This is a genomic window from Spirosoma gilvum (genome assembly GCF_054776815.1).
Genome location: NZ_BAAHBH010000005.1, coordinates 226879 through 242325, shown reverse-complemented (window position 1 = coordinate 242325; position 15447 = coordinate 226879). Strand labels below are relative to the sequence as shown.

Sequence of the window (15447 nt, the reverse complement as noted above, 5' to 3'; positions counted from 1 at the left end):
GTTTCTGTCTATATGGTTATTGATAAAAATCATATTTCTGAAACATATTGATGGTTTAATTTGCACTTGAATAAGAATGTGTTTTGCATACAACCATCATAAATTCTATGAAAAATCATATTGTATCAGTTGGTTCTGAATTTCCTGAGTTCAAGAAACTAGCCGTTGTTTCGCTCGATAAAGACAAAGAATTTTACGAAATCTCGTCGGAAGATCACAAGAATGCGGGCCAATGGCTGGTGATGTTCTGGTGGCCGAAAGATTTCACCTTCGTTTGCCCAACTGAAATTGCTGAGTTCAACAAGAAGTTCGAAGATTTTCAGGATCGCGACACCATGGTGATCGGTGCTTCGACCGATAGCGAATTTGTTCACCTCGCCTGGCGTAAAAACCACGACGATCTGCGTGGCCTGAAATTCCCAATGCTGGCCGATACCTCGAAGTCGCTGGCCGAAGATCTGGGTATTCTGGAAGCCAACGAAAAAGTAGCTTATCGTGTAACCTATATCGTTGATCCACAAGGTATTGTCCGTTGGGTAAGCGTAAACGACCTATCGGTTGGCCGGAATGTAAACGAGGTAATCCGTGTTCTGGACGCCCTGCAAACCGACGAACTGTGCCCCTGCAACTGGATAAAAGGCGAAGCCACGCTAACGGCCTAATTCAATGATAGAATGAGTGAATGATAGAATGATTGAATAGCTGAAGCATAGACCTATTCAATCATTCTATCATTCACCGCACCGGCGGCCCGGTCATTCAAAATTAATCAGATGACAACCACACAAAACGAAACGGTTACGTCGCTGCTGAATCTGGTAGGGCTTAACGTAGAAGCAGACTATCCGGTGCTGGATGCGCTCGCTCTGACGGAGCATAAGTATTTGCGCGACCTGAAAATAAATGTCGGTAATGTGCTGAATAACAGCCAGAACCTGACGAAGAAAGAAGCCCTGTTGCTGGCTTTATCGGTTGCTGTTAATGAAAAGCATCAGCCACTGGTCGATTCGCTTACGGCGGCTGCCAAACAGGAAGGTGCTACCGATGCAGACGTATCGGAAACCATTGCCTGCACGTCGTTGCTGAGCACGAATAATGTGTTCTATCGGTTCCGGCACTTTGTCAGCAAGGACTATTATCAGCAAACACAGCCGGGTATTCGCATGAGCATCATGATGAATCCGGTGTTGGGTAAAGAGTTTTTTGAGTTGATGAGCCTGGCTGTTTCAGCAGTCAATGGCTGTGAACTTTGCGTCCGCTCGCACGAAGAGAGCGTCCTGAAGCATGGAGCCAGCGAAGCTCGTGTATTCGATGCCATTCGGGTTGCATCGGTGATCAAAGGATTTATCACGTTGTTGTAAGAATAGGAGTTTTGTCCTCACCCCAAGCCCTTCTCCCAAAACGGGAGAAGGGCTTTTTCTTGAATTTTTTCTGCAATAGTTTTTGTCGTTCCTCGGGATGACAAAAACGCACTTGTTTTGGCTCAATTTGCAAATATTCAAACAGTGTGTATGAAATAAAGAGTATGTAGAGTGAGTGATTTGCGAAAAAAAGAATAAGCTACCTTATTCGCTCTTTAAATAATGGACTGGATTTGTACGGACGGCTTTTAACGCCTGACGGGCGATGGTCAGGGCAGTGATCAATATCGTCAGAATGAGGGTGCCCGACAGTAACCAGCCATTTACCGAAATTCGGTGGGCATACTGTTGGAGCCAACTTGATAGTAACCAGGCGCCAAGTGGGGCCGCTACTAAGAAGCCCAGGCCAAGTAATTTTCCGAACTCGCGGCCCAATAGCCAGAGGAGTTGCGGTGTTTGAGCACCTAATACCCGACGAACACCAATTTCTTTAGCTTTTGACTCGCTCAGGAATGTAACCAGCCCGTATAACCCAAGGCAGCTCAGACCAATCGCTACCAGAGCAAACGCCTGAACCATTCCAGCCAGTAGGCGCTCGATCTCGGTAAAGTTTTCCAGTAGGTCGGTCAGCGTTTCGGCATGATAGACCTGTTCCGGTAACAACTTATCCCACACTTGTTGAATCCCCTGCTGAGTTTGGGGTGAATACGTTGGACTCAGGCGCAGCATGGCTACCCGGCTGTGCGGAAGGTCATGAATGAGCGTTATGGGCAAAACCGGCTGGTGCAGATTGCCACTTCGGAAGTCGCGTACAACACCAACAATAACCCGATCCGCGTCTTTTATACGGATACGTTTGCCGACTACCGCTGCTGGTGAAGTAATGCCCAATTGCTTCACCAGCGTTTCGCTGACCAATACGTCGCGGCCGGTCGTATCCGTTGACCGAACATTTCGACCGGCTATCAGCGACAAGTCAAACACCGACAGATAGTGATCGTCGATCGCCCGGACGCAGGTTTCGAACGATTCGGGTTCGGTAGCAGTATGATAGCTGAACGGACTTGGCCGATTATAGGCCGATGCGGGTGGATCACTGCCGAAGGTTACCTGCTCGACACCGGGTACGCCTAGACATTGTTCGCGTAGGAGGGGCAGGGGGGAAGCTTCCCGCTGGGGTAAGAAAACGACCTGTATTGACTCGCGGTGAAAGCCCCATTCGGCTTGGCCCATATGCCGAAGCTGGGTCGTAATGACCAGTACACTCAGAATAAATAATTGCATCAGTACGAACTGCCCCAGAATAAGGGCTTGTCTGACCGTGAGTCGGCCTGCGAACCGAGTGGTTGATTGGCTGGCAAGAGCCGTTGCTGGCTTGAAACGGGCGAGCACAAACGCTGGATACAGACCCGAAAAGATAATGACGCCGATGACCAGAGCCAGGAACCAACCGATGGCCCGCTGCTGAACCAAATCACCAACAGACATCTCCGGTCGGAGCTTGTCAACAGTGGCGGCCAAAATCTGGTTGATAAAAGGCAGACACAATTGGGCTAGCACCAGCGCAACGACTATGGACATGCACACGAGTAAAGTGGTTTCCAGCATAAACTGACCGATCAATTGCCAGCGGGTACTTCCCATCACTTTTCGAACGCCAACTTCCCGCGCCCGTTTGAGTGCCCGGGCCGTTGCCAGATTAATAAAATTGATACAACCTGCCATCACCAGCAGTAGGCCCACGCCAATCAGTGCGTATAGGACGGGTCGTGGAGCCATACCACTCCGTTCGTGATTGAGGTCGGCCAGGGGCAACACATGATAGTCGAAATGGGCTACTTCCTGAGGAGGCAGGTTCTTACGTCGAATCTTGGGTAAATTTTGAGTGAGCAGATTTGGGTTGGCTCCTTCGCGCAGCCGTACAAAACACATGGCCTGTAACCCCTGCCAGTCGGCTAAAGCGGTCGGTCCTTCCAGAACCGGAATTGTAGCGTACGAAACGAAGGCATCGAACCGAAGCTGGGTATTGGCAGGTGGATCTTTAACAATTCCGGTTACGGTCAGGTTGGTTCGATTGTCTAGCCGTAGTGTTCGGCCCAGGGCGGGTTGCTCGTCAAAAAATTTGCGGGCATAGCGCTCACTGATCACAATTGTGTTGGGGGCTGCCAGCGCTGTTTTGCGGTTCCCGCTCACCCATTCTACCCCAAACAGGTCGAAGTATTGGGGCTCCGTAAAGCAGACATTGCGGGCTTCGGCAAACTTCTTAACCCAACCGCCCTTTCCATTCGGGACGCTCAACGTTCGGCCAAAGAAGGTTTCCAATCGCGTCGAATTCTCCACAAAGGCATAATCGCGTCGGAGTACTTCGGCGAGGGGGCGGGGAGCCGCATCGGTGGGCATGGTTCGTTCCCGCTTAATATCGGTAACAACCCAATAAGTCCGATCCAGGTGTGGATGATAGCGGTCGAAACTGAACATGTAGTTGACCACCAGAAAGATAACCAGGCCGCTGGCGAGCCCAATACTAAGCCCTAACAGGCTAATTAAATTGACATGACGATTCTGCCACAGGTGGCGCCGGGCCACTGTGAGGTAGTGAAAAAGCATTGGAAAAGGGAGTTAGATTGGAGTTGGAAGGGGGTGTCTACTGGGAGGTCTATTTAGATTTAGGCGTTTTAGTGTGACCCCGCTGGGGTCAAATGTTTATAGGAAATTATGGGAGCTATAAACCTTTGACCCCGTCGGGGTCACACTAAACGACTTTATCAAACTTAATTCTGCTTGGTGGCTCAGGTAGTTCGGAATCGTTTTGGTTTAGCGCCCCTGCGTGATAGCCACCACCGGGCGATTAGGATGCCCGTCAAGCCTAAGGCTCCTAAAGCGGTTTTGAACGCACTCATCGGTACAGCCAGAGGTCGACTAACCACGACCAGAAAACCCATCAGAATCAGAAACGTGAGTACACTCGAGAGCAGCATGTACTGAAACGGTTTTGTGGCTGGACGGCGTTTCTGTCGTAACCCAATCCGGGTGGGCATCAACGGTATAGTTGCCGGACGGGCAGGGAATTCCTGAAGGTAGCGTTGTTTCAACTGGCCCAGCGCCTGCGGATTTGCCTGTTGGGTTACCTGCTCGAAAGCGTCTGAGAAAGGCTGGCCCTGATCCATGCGCTGTTCAATCAAAGAGGCCATATGATCCAGCAGTTCGGCTTGTAATGCCTGGTGGGGTCTCGTTTGCTGTAGCTGTTGCTCGAGCCAAAGAAGTTGATCGCGAGATAGCTTGTTCATAAATACGCAGAAAGGCGAATGAGGGAAAAAGAGAATAGCAGGAAATTAATGGCTGAAGGTTACGGATGGTTCCGGATGGATAAGCAGCCGCATCAGTTGGATAAATCGTTCGAACTCATCAACTTTCCGAACCGCTGTTTCACTACCCGTTGGCGTAAGCATATAATACTTGCGTAGCCGCCCGTCGACCTCCTGACTTTGGGTTGTCAGTAGTCCTTCATCTTCCAGCTTATGAAGAACCGGGTAGAGAGCGCCAAACGTGAGCATCAGTTCGCCAGCTGTACGTTCTTCAACGGCCTGCGTGATTTCATACCCGTACATGCGCCCCTGCTGAGCCAGCAACCGGAGAACGATTGTCTTTAGGGTTCCCCGCAAAAATTCCTGATTAGCTGATTCCATAGGCTTTGATCGATCAGTAGCGTTAATTTGAAACAAAAATATATAAGAAAATTATATATACAAGAAGTAGCGCAAGAATTTTGTAGAGATGCCATCCCTGGCGTCTCATACGCGTCAGCCAAAGTCGTCCGGTCGACGAACCATCCGTCAATAAAACCATTCGGACATGAGACGCCATCCCTGGCGTCTCTACAAAACCAAAATCCCTACTCAACTAGTGCTGAATAGGGATTTCGGCTAGCAGACTGTGGATGACCTACTTTGTCAGACTAAGGGCGAAAAGGCCATTGCGGAAACGGGCGGTGGTGTTATTGTTGGCGTAACTGATTAAGGTTAGCTCGAATTTTCCTTCCAATATGTTGGCAACCGTATCGGCTTTGGTCACCTCTATCCAGCCACTAGCGGGCTCTTTGGCGATGTACGACGAGAATACGGCATCCCCACCAACAATGAGCCCATAATTCACACTGGTTAGTGGATTGGAGGCACAGGTATTGAGGCTGGCTAGATCGTATTTTCCGACAGCTAACGGGACCTTCTCAAAGCTAAGGTATTGGGTTCTGTCACAAGGGCCTACACAGTCGTATGGCGCTGCCTGCCGAAGTCCTTTCGGATAGGGTAATTCATTGGAGACATACAGGTTAAACCGATTTTTGCCGCAATCACCTACGATCAGGGGAGATACTCTGGAGGCTGTTCCATGACCATACCAGACGGAGTCGTTCAATGAAGCTGTTACATTTTTGGTGTCGTCAAGAGGGGGGATGGTCGCGTCATTGTTTGATTTGGAACATGCCCAGAAGCAACCGAACAGGATTAGCAGATGGATGCCGTTTTTCATAGCGATCAAGAGTCGTTTTTGGAGAAGACTCTAGAATGGCCGTATCGGTTGGAACGGGTTACCCGGTTCTTACTGCTTTATAAACTGAATAGCACAACCTCCGCCTTTGGCCAGGTGAATCGGAAGGCGGGTTTTGCTGTTGACCGGCTTCTTTTCAATGACATAGGCTTCTGGATTTGATTGCCAGTCGGCGGTGAGGGCGTCTCGGTAGATGGTGGCTTCGTAGGTTTTGCCGGGCTCCAGAAAATCAAGGTCTACCGATATGTCACGGCTGTTTTCGTCGGAGATGCTGCCCAAATACCAGCTATCTTTCCCCTTTGTTTTGCGGGCAATGGTGATGTAATCGCCCGGTTCGGCAGCGATGATTTTCGTGTCGTCCCAGTCGACGGGTACATCGCGAATGAACTGAAACGCGTCGAGGTGCTTTTCGTAGTTTTCCGGTAAATCAGCCGCCATTTGTAGAGGACTGTAAATCGTAATGTAGAGGGCCAGTTGTTTGGCCAGTGTGGTTCGGACGCGTGTGGTGCGGGTATTGTCGAACTGGTCCAGCTTGAATCGGAACAGCCCCGGTGTGAAGTCCATCGGTCCGCCCAGCAGTCGAGTGAATGGCAGGATCGTTGTGTGTTCGGGCGTGATGCCAAGGGTAGGGGCGTTGTTGAATTCGCTACCGCGTGCGGCTTCGCTGGCCATCCAGTTCGGGTAGGTGCGATGCAGCCCAGTTGGGTGCGCCGACTCGTGCGAATCGATCATAATCTTGTATTGAGCGGCTTTTTCGGCCACACGCTGATAATGCCCAACCATCCACTGACTATCGTGATGTTCACCCCGCGGAATAATCCGGCCTACATAACCCGTTTTGACGGTGTTCATACCTTCTTTCTGCATGTACTGAAAAGCGGCATCCATCCGACGCTCGTAGTTCGTAACGGAACCCGACGTTTCGTGGTGCATGATGATCCGAACCCCTTTCTGCTGCGCGTAGGCTGTTAGCGAATCCAGGTTATAATCGGGGTAGGGAGTTACGAAATCGAAAACGTTCTCCTTCCAATTGCCGAACCAGTCTTCCCATCCCTCGTTCCATCCTTCGACCAGCACCCCATCGAACCCATATTTGGCGGCAAAATCGATGTACTTCTTCACGTTCTGGGTGTTGGCGCCATGCTTGCCACCTTTTTTCTCCCAGGTTGCTTTGCCGATATGCATCTCCCACCACATACCCACAAATTTCTGCGGTTTTATCCACGACGGATCAGCAATGGTCGAGGGTTCGTTCAGATTCAGAATCATCTTCGACGCTAGCAGATCGGTCGCTTTGTCACTCACCAGAATCGTACGCCAGGGCGTTTGCGTGGGGGTTTGCATGTAGGCTTTATTGCCAACGGCATCGGGGGTTAGCTGGGAGGTAAGTACGAGCTTTTTCTTGTCCAGTTGCAGATGCATAACCGGGTAATTGAGCAAGGCAGCTTCGTAAATACTGATATAAAGGCCATCACCCGTTTTGATCAGTAATGGTGTCTGAATCGCATTGGGGCCGATGACTGATTTCAGCGCCGTATCTTTTTCCTTGTTTGAGGCTGCTACCGCGTCAATTTCGCTGAGTCGGGTGGTGTTGTAGAGGTATTCGTTGGAATCGTAATCGCCCGGTTGCCAGAAGGTTTTGTGATCGCCCGATAGCGCAAACTGAGTTTTCTCATCATCGACGATAAAGTGAGTCAGCGTTTTCTGTTCTGGGAACTCGTATCGAAAGCCGACCCCATCATCGAACACCCGGAAACGAACTATTACCTTGATACCTAGTGTGTCCTTCCCGGTTAATGTGAGGGCTAATTCTTTATAGTGGTTTCGGATTTCGCGGACTTCACCCCAGACGGGTTTCCAGGTTTCGTCTTTGGTTGATGAGTCGGCAGCCGAAATCGCAAATCGGGTAAGCGATACTTTCGGTTTGCTCAGCACGAAGCCTACACTCGACGGCTCGATGACCTTTTTGCCCTTGTACGAAATTCGATAGGTAACGGTGCCCGTTTCGTTGTTGCTGACTGATAGCCGAATAGCCTTGTCGGGTGAGGAAATCGAAACGGTTCGTTGGGCTGATAGCCGTGAAGTCGGTCCTATGATAAGGAGTGCCAGCAGAAACGGTCTGATTGGGAGCATGTTGGTTGGTCGATTGAGAATTCACGATGGGACCAACAAGGTACTGTGTTCGTGGTAATGTGTCAATAAAGCTGAGATTATTTTAACTGGTTTCTGTACTTTTTTAACCTGATATAGTCTGGATAACCGCTCTTATACCTTACTCAAATCCTCGGTGCGGATGGGCAACCGGCGAATTCGTTTGCCCGTGGAGGCAAATACTGCATTGGCTAATGCCGGGGCAATAGGCGCAACCCCAGGTTCACCGGCTCCACCCATTTTTTCAGTGCTGGGCACAATGTATACGTCGATGACGGGCGTTTCTGCCATGCGGAGCATTGGATAATCGTGAAAGTTACTCTGCTGAACCTGCCCATTTTTTATTGTTATCTCGCCATACAGAGCGGCTGTAAGTCCGAATACGATTCCGCTTTCCATTTGAGCGCGAACTCCATCGGGATTTACGGCTAGTCCGCAGTCAATGGCGCATACAACTCGGTGAATGCGTATCTTTTGATTGTCGACGGATAGTTCGACAACCTGAGCCACGTAGCTGCCCATCGCTTCGCAAACGGCTATTCCCCTGAATTGCCCCTTAGGTAATGGCCTGGTCCAGCCTGATTTTTCCGCTGCCAGATTGAGCGCAGCCAGGTGTCTGGGGTGATTCTTGAAGAACGTACGACGATAAGTAACTGGGTCGGTGTTGGCGAGGAAAGCCAGTTCGTCGATAAGCGTTTCCATCACGAAAGCGCTGTGTGTACTGCCGACAGATCGCCAGGGAAGTACCGGGACATCGACGGTTGTGGTGTGAAGTTCAAAGGAATGATCGGGAACCGCATTGGAATAAGGGGCGCCGGTCGTGACCGAACTGTAATCTATACCATTTTGCACAATCATGTCGGCCAGTGGGGTGTTCGTAAACAGCGATTGCCCCACAATTTGGTGCTGCCAGGCGGTCGGAAACCCATTGGTGCCGATGGCAATTCGTACGTTGTGTACATAAATCGGTCGGTAATAGCCACCTTTAATATCGTCTTCGCGCGTCCAGACCAGTTTTATGGCTTTGCCACTTGTTTTGGCGATGTGAACCGCTTCCATCACCCAGTCGGAGCTAAAGGAACCTCGCCGACCAAAACTGCCTCCCATATAGGGTGTATAAAACTTGACCTGCTCCGGGTTCAGCCCCAGAAACCTGGCTACTTCTGCCTGATGCAGCAATGGCGATTGGGTACCTGTCCAGACTTCGCAAGAATCCGTCCCAATTTTTACCGTGCAATTCAGCGGTTCCATGGGTGCGTGCGCGAGGTAAGGAAAGCTATATTCGGCATCCAGAGTCCGTTCGGCTTTCGTCAGCGCAGAAGCTACGTCCCCTTTTTTACGGATCGTTAGCCCGTCTGTTTTTGCTATTTTTCGATAACTATCCGTTAAAGCCTGGCTATCCAGATCGGCGTTTTTTCCAGGATTCCACTCAATTTTTAGCGCATCACGACCTTGTTTTGCCGTCCAGAAATTATCGGCCAGCACCGCGACGCCCGTCGGAATCGTTACTACCTCCCGAACACCTTTTAGCGCTTTGGTCTGGGTAGCATCCACCGTTTTTACGGTTGCACCAAAAACCGGAGGATGGGCAACAACGGCGGTCAGCAAGCCGGGAAAATGAATGTCCAGTCCATAGGTAGCCTTGCCGTTAATTTTTTCAGGAGTATCGAGCCGTTTTTGCGATTTACCGATATACTTCCAGTCTTTGGATTCGCGAAGTGTCACTTTCGGAACGGGCAGTTTGGCGGCTTCCGTCGCGACTTCGCCATAGCTGATGCGCTTATCTCCGGCGATAACGTAGCTGTTCTCAGTTCGGCAATCTTGTGGTTGTACGCCAAGTCGTTTGGCGGCCGCAGTGACCAGCATTACACGAGCCGTTGCGCCAATCTTCCGATAGCGATCAAATTCCTGGATGGTCGTTTCCGAACCACCGGTGGATTTATAAACGGGATTGTCCAGAAAATCACCAGCTTGTCCGGGTGGACTGTGTTCAACCTTTACTCGGCTCCAGTCGCAATCGAGTTCTTCGGCAATGAGCATGGGTAAGGTGGTCCAGATGCCCTGCCCCATTTCGACCTTTGAGAGAATAATGTGAATGCTATTATCCGTTCCGATCTTCAGGAAAGCATTCAGCACAGCTTGGGACGCAGTTGTTGGTCGGGGCTTTGCAAAGGCAACGGTATCCGGCACGGCAAAAGCAACCATTAGACCACCGCTGGCAAACGTACCGGTTTTCAGAAAATCCCTTCGGTTTATTCGACCGTTTTTGCTCATAGTACGACTACCTCATTAGGCGTTTTTGTCATCCTGACGAAGGAAGGATCTTATAGAAGCTGTTTAAACTTTTAAAGGAAATTCAAAAATGCGTGTTTTTGTCATGCTGAGGAACGAAGCATCTTCGGTAGCAGTATTCTTTTAGCTATCGAAGATGCTTCCTGCGACTACGCGTCCCGGTCAGCATGACAAAAAAAGCTACCCGGTTTTAATGAAATTTGAAAAGTTTAAACAGCTTCATAATATCCAAACCTGCGAGTAAAGATGCTTTAAGATTCTTCCTTCGTCAGGATGACAAAAACGCTCATGTCTAGCTTTACGTATAACACCCAGACGTGTCCGTCCAGGCTACATCAATATACCTACACTTCATCCAGCTTGAACGGTAACGTGCGAATGCGTTTACCGGTTAGATCGAAAATGGCATTGCATAAGGCAGGAGCGAACGGAGGGAGGCCGGGTTCGCCGACACCTCCGGCGGGTTCGTCGTTTTCCATGATATGCACCTCAATCTCCGGCGTATCTGTGATGCGGGGCATATCGTACGTGTTAAAATTCTGATGCACCGCTTTACCGTCTTTAAACGTGGTGGCATGTTTAATCGCAGCGCCCAAACCCATGATGATACTGCCTTCGACCTGAGCGCGGATAATATCGGGGTTGACATACCAGCCACAATCCATCAGGGCAATCACCTTATTGATCTTAAGTTTACCATCTGACTTACGTGAAACCTGCACGATATGGCCGCAGATACCGCCAAAACATTCCGTAATGGCTATGCCCCAGCCTGCTTTTTCACCTCTTGATTTCCAGTGGCTAATCGTTTCCAACCGGTCCAGTAGAGCTTGATAACGTTTGTCGGGTAAATGAGCCCGGCGGAAATCCATCGGGTCCTGACCAGCCAGATGAGCGAGTTCGTCGATGAAACTTTCGCCCGCGAAGCCAGCCGTACAGGCCCCTGGGGCACGCCACCACATAGTTGGTATGGGCGAACGGATACCCACACCCCTAAAACTGTAATGCGGAATGGCTTTAAAATAAGGGCTTGCCATCCCCTCCAAACTCCCGGTGTTGTACCCGGCTGGTTTCGGGTCAGGATAAGGTTCGGGGCTCCAGTCTGCTCCGAGCCATTGTGTTGCGGTTATCGCCTGAAAAGCGTGTATACGACCATCACCATCAATGGCCCCTCTACAGCCATAAAATGCGCCCGGTCTAAATGGCCCCGTACTCATGTCGTCTTCACGCGTCCACATCACCTGAACGGGCGCTTTCATCGCCTTAGAGATCAAGGCTGCTTCGTGCGGATAATCGGGAAATCCTTTGCGGCCAAATCCACCACCCAGAAAGGTCATGTTCACGGTTACATTTTCTTTTGGAATGCCCAGTCGTTCACTCAAATCAGCCTGTATCCAGTTCGCTTCCTGAATGGGTCCCCAAATCTCGATGCGGTTGTCCTGGACGTGGGCAATGCAATTGAGCGGTTCCATACAGCTATGCGACTGGTAGGGTGTCTCATAAACGGCTTCCAGTTTTTGGGTTGCGGTTTGAAAAGCGGTTTCGAATTGGGGAGACGGCCCCGGCTTCTTAAGGTTTTCCCGCATTTGGGTGGCAAGCTGTTCAGAATCAAGGTGCTCAAAGCCCGAATCATCCCAGTCAACCACTAATGCCTTGCGTCCCTGCATGGCAGCCCAAAGCGAATTGGCAATGACGGCGACCCCTTCAAATAAACTGCCAAAAATAGCCCGTTGTACCGTAAACACCCGCTTTACACCCGGTATGGCTTTTGTTTTGGAATCGTCGAACCGTTTCACTTTTCCCCGAAAGCGCGGATTTCGTTCGACCACTGCATACAGCATACCCGGTAATTTTTTGTCGAGGCCGAATTGGGCAGTACCATTGATTTTGGCCGGAATATCCTGCCGAGGTAGTGACTTCCCAATGAGTTTATAGGCCTTCCGACTTTTTAATGGTACGTTCTGAGGAGGAGTTAATGTAGCAGCCTCTTCGACCAGCAGACCATAGTCAAGTTTTTGGCCGGATGGCTTATGAATCACCTGGCCATTCGTTGCGTAACAGTCCGACATTGCGACATTCCAGCGCTTAGCCGCCACGCTGATGAACATTTCCCGCGCCGATGCTCCGGCCTGTAGCAGTTGTTTGTACCAGCCCCGAACAGAAAAACTACCTTCCTGGGGTTGAGGTCCGTATTTTTTAGGATTCGCAGGCGCAAACAAAATAGTGACCTGATCCAGATTGACTTCCAGTTCTTCGGCAATCATCTGCGGAATGGCCTGAAACGTGCCCTGGCCCATTTCCGAGCGGTGATTCACAAGGGTTACCTTCCCGGACTTGTCAATAGAAATCCAGGACATTAATTCGGTACCTATTTTGTCCGGAGCCTGGATATTGATGATTTCCACAGCCGTTTTTCCCGCAGTCGAAAGCCCAAGGGTTAAGGCAATCCCGGAGAGACTCGCCTGCTGAATAAAATGTCGACGCGAAAGCTCCTTCCTGATTTTCATTGTCCGTTCGTTTTAGGAAGTGTACCAGCGGCTCGTTTAATGGCTTTTCGGATGCGAGGATACGTGCCGCAACGGCAGATATTTCCCTGCATGGCAGCATCAATAGCTTCATCAGTTGGGTGAGGATTGTCTCTCAGCAAGGCAATTGCCGACATAATTTGCCCACTCTGGCAATAGCCGCATTGCGGAACCTGCTCGGCAATCCAGGCTTTTTGCACCGGATGGGAGTTGTCTTTCGAAATGCCTTCGATAGTAGTGACGGGTTGGTTCGACACGGCTGATACAGGGAATGAGCAGGAACGTATTGGGGCCCCTTTCAGATGTACGGTACAAGCGCCACACTGCGCTATGCCACAGCCGTATTTGGTGCCCGTAAGGCCAACCAATTCCCGGATGACCCAGAGCAAAGGCATCTGCGCATCAGCGTTGACCGTATATTTATTGCCGTTAATCGATAGTTGAAACAAAGGCATAGCATTACATTTTTAGCTAATCGATCAAAGGAAAGACGAACCTGGATGATTGAAAAACGGAATTGACGACTGACTCAATTTAGTTGACGAACGACAGAAAAATAGTTGAAAGCCAGAAAGGAGAACTTGCAGACAGGTTATCCTTCAGGTCGTATAGTTGGTCAATTAGTTCAGGTCGTTTATGTATTGAATCGGCATAGTTCCAGCCAATTCGCGTAACTTGTGACAATTGTTATCGAGCAAATTGTGCTGAGGGCCCATGCGTGCGTTATCCTATAATCAATTGGTTCAGAGTTGGTTCTTTCGATATAAGCTCCACCACCTGCCGTTCTGGTTTCTATATCACTATATCTGGTGGGTGGTTACGTTGGGCAATCCGGTTAAAGTATTTCAGAGCTTAGTTGTTTTGCCCTACGCGCTGAAATATAGCTTCTATGTCATTTTTCAGGCGCTGGCGGTCTATTTCAATCTGTACTACCTGATTCCTAACTACCTTGAAAAAAGTCGGTATGCTCCTTATTTAGCCTACCTGCTTCTGACCGTCTTGTGTGCTACGTTTTGCATTGTCGGTGGCTATTATTTTAGTGCCTTTGCCAGCGGTCAAACGATCTATGACCTATTCGGGCAATCGGCCTGTTTTAATACCTTTTTCAGTAACGCGCTGCCTTCGACCGTTGCCAGTACGACCCTGGCCATGAGCATTAAACTGACGAAAAACTGGATTCAGACCCGGCAGCGGCAGCAACTGCTCGAGAAGGAAAAGCTGGAAACCGAACTCAAATTCCTGAAAAATCAGTTCAATCCCCATTTTCTGTTCAATACTATCAATTCGATCTTTTTCCTGATTCATAAGAACCCGGATATGGCATCGAATTCGCTGGCTAAATTTTCGGAGCTGCTGCGGTATCAATTGTACGAATGCAATGACCAGCAAATTCCGCTTGGCAAGGAGATTGCCTACCTGGAGAATTTTATTGAATTGGAGCGATTACGGCAAAGCAATGTAACGGTTTCGGTTGATGTCGAACCGCTTTATGTCGACCATTTGGCCATTGCACCGTTTATTGTGATGACCTTTGTTGAGAACGCGTTTAAGCACGTATCCCGGCATAGCGATCGACCTAACTGGATTACCATAAAGCTGGCATTGGTCGGTCAGCATCTGGACCTGTTTGTGACCAATAGCATGGCGGCCGAACCGGGTAACGAAGTCGTTAAGTACGGTGGGATTGGTCTGCAGAATGTACAACGACGATTGGACTTATTGTATACCGAACAGTATACGCTAGCGATTCAACAGCATCTAGATAGTTTTGAGGTGAAGTTACAGTTAACCCTAACCGAACTTGTTGCATCACCATCCTTACAACTGGCCTGATTAATCAACGACGTATGCTGAACTGTGTGATTATCGACGATGAGCCGTTAGCGCGGGAAGGACTAGCCAGTTATGTGCGGGAGGTTGATTTCCTGCAACTGACCGGCACCTGTGAGAACCCAATTGAGCTAATCAGCTTGTTGGATCGGCAACCGGCAGACCTGATCTTTCTGGATATTCAGATGCCCAAAATGAGTGGGATCGATTTTCTTAAAATTGCTCAGAAACCACCGATGGTCATTATCACAACGGCTTATCCCAGTTTTGCACTCGAAGGGTTTCAGCTAAACGTGCTGGATTACCTGCTGAAACCAATTACGTTCGATCGCTTTTTTAAATCAGCCAATAAAGCCAAAGAATACCATCGGCTTCTGAATCAGTCAGCCACTTCGGTTGCGCCCAAACCAGAAGAGTATGTCTTTGTCAAGTGTGGAAACAAATACGAAAAAATCTTCTTTGAAGACATTCTGTTCATTGAAGGAATGCAGAACTACGTGACCATTTTCACGACGAAAGGCAAGTACATGACCTTGTTAAACCTGAAAAATTTAGAACAGAATTTAACGAGTCCTGCGTTTATCCGGGTGCATAAGTCCTACTTGGTCGCTACCGGCAAAATTGATGGCATCGAGGGAAATGACTTGTTTATCCAGTCGCACCGCATCCCGATGAGCCGCAACTACCGGGATCAGGTGATGAATAACGTGCTGACCGATAAGCTATGGAAGAAGTGAATTTTA

The 15447-nt window shown here is 49.5% G+C and carries 12 protein-coding genes; 4 read left to right on the top strand and 8 right to left on the bottom strand.

Translation table 11 applies throughout. From position 1 onward, the window contains the following. Nucleotides 1-107: 107 nt before the first annotated feature. Both ACYVFD_RS15110 and ACYVFD_RS15105 read left to right on the top strand, forming a co-directional pair. Nucleotides 108-662, top strand: a complete 555-nt coding sequence (locus ACYVFD_RS15110) for a peroxiredoxin (RefSeq protein ID WP_461091012.1) — start codon at nucleotides 108-110, stop codon at nucleotides 660-662. A gap of 111 nt (nucleotides 663-773) precedes the next feature. Then, the gene (locus ACYVFD_RS15105; protein ID WP_461091011.1) at nucleotides 774-1361 is read left to right on the top strand and encodes a carboxymuconolactone decarboxylase family protein; all 588 of its coding nucleotides are present in this window, start codon (nucleotides 774-776) and stop codon (nucleotides 1359-1361) included. Between the two features lie 204 nt (nucleotides 1362-1565). Here ACYVFD_RS15105 and ACYVFD_RS15100 read toward each other — a convergent pair whose 3' ends face one another. The 8 genes from ACYVFD_RS15100 to ACYVFD_RS15065 all read right to left on the bottom strand — a co-directional run bounded on the left by ACYVFD_RS15100 (nucleotide 1566) and on the right by ACYVFD_RS15065 (nucleotide 13329). Continuing rightward, nucleotides 1566-3968 carry an ABC transporter permease gene (locus ACYVFD_RS15100; RefSeq protein ID WP_461091010.1) on the bottom strand — a complete coding sequence of 801 codons (2403 nt, stop codon included), beginning with the start codon at nucleotides 3966-3968 and terminating at the stop codon, nucleotides 1566-1568. 182 nt (nucleotides 3969-4150) lie between these two features. After that, nucleotides 4151-4648: a hypothetical protein gene (locus ACYVFD_RS15095; protein WP_461091009.1), complete on the bottom strand. Its 498-nt coding sequence runs from the start codon at nucleotides 4646-4648 to the stop codon at nucleotides 4151-4153. Nucleotides 4649-4693: 45 nt separating this feature from the next. Then, nucleotides 4694-5047, bottom strand: a complete 354-nt coding sequence (locus tag ACYVFD_RS15090; protein WP_461091008.1) for a PadR family transcriptional regulator — start codon at nucleotides 5045-5047, stop codon at nucleotides 4694-4696. Nucleotides 5048-5303: 256 nt separating this feature from the next. Then, nucleotides 5304-5888, bottom strand: a complete 585-nt coding sequence (locus ACYVFD_RS15085) for a hypothetical protein (RefSeq protein WP_461091007.1) — start codon at nucleotides 5886-5888, stop codon at nucleotides 5304-5306. Nucleotides 5889-5957: 69 nt separating this feature from the next. Next, nucleotides 5958-8039 (bottom strand): glycoside hydrolase family 97 protein, encoded by a 2082-nt coding sequence (locus ACYVFD_RS15080; RefSeq protein ID WP_461091006.1) that lies wholly within the window; start codon nucleotides 8037-8039, stop codon nucleotides 5958-5960. Between the two features lie 132 nt (nucleotides 8040-8171). Further along, nucleotides 8172-10331: a xanthine dehydrogenase family protein molybdopterin-binding subunit gene (locus ACYVFD_RS15075; RefSeq protein WP_461091005.1), complete on the bottom strand. Its 2160-nt coding sequence runs from the start codon at nucleotides 10329-10331 to the stop codon at nucleotides 8172-8174. Between the two features lie 362 nt (nucleotides 10332-10693). Next, the gene (locus tag ACYVFD_RS15070) at nucleotides 10694-12856 is read right to left on the bottom strand and encodes a xanthine dehydrogenase family protein molybdopterin-binding subunit (protein WP_461091004.1); all 2163 of its coding nucleotides are present in this window, start codon (nucleotides 12854-12856) and stop codon (nucleotides 10694-10696) included. Continuing rightward, on the bottom strand, nucleotides 12853-13329 hold the full coding sequence (locus ACYVFD_RS15065; protein WP_461091003.1) for a (2Fe-2S)-binding protein: 477 nt from the start codon (nucleotides 13327-13329) through the stop codon (nucleotides 12853-12855). The genes ACYVFD_RS15070 and ACYVFD_RS15065 overlap by 4 nt, the downstream gene beginning before the upstream one ends. Nucleotides 13330-13588: 259 nt before the next feature. Between ACYVFD_RS15065 and ACYVFD_RS15060 the strand changes: the two genes are divergently transcribed. Both ACYVFD_RS15060 and ACYVFD_RS15055 read left to right on the top strand, forming a co-directional pair. Continuing rightward, nucleotides 13589-14707 (top strand): sensor histidine kinase, encoded by a 1119-nt coding sequence (locus tag ACYVFD_RS15060; protein ID WP_461091002.1) that lies wholly within the window; start codon nucleotides 13589-13591, stop codon nucleotides 14705-14707. A gap of 14 nt (nucleotides 14708-14721) precedes the next feature. Continuing rightward, nucleotides 14722-15441, top strand: a complete 720-nt coding sequence (locus ACYVFD_RS15055; RefSeq protein ID WP_461091001.1) for a LytR/AlgR family response regulator transcription factor — start codon at nucleotides 14722-14724, stop codon at nucleotides 15439-15441. Nucleotides 15442-15447 lie beyond the last annotated feature (6 nt).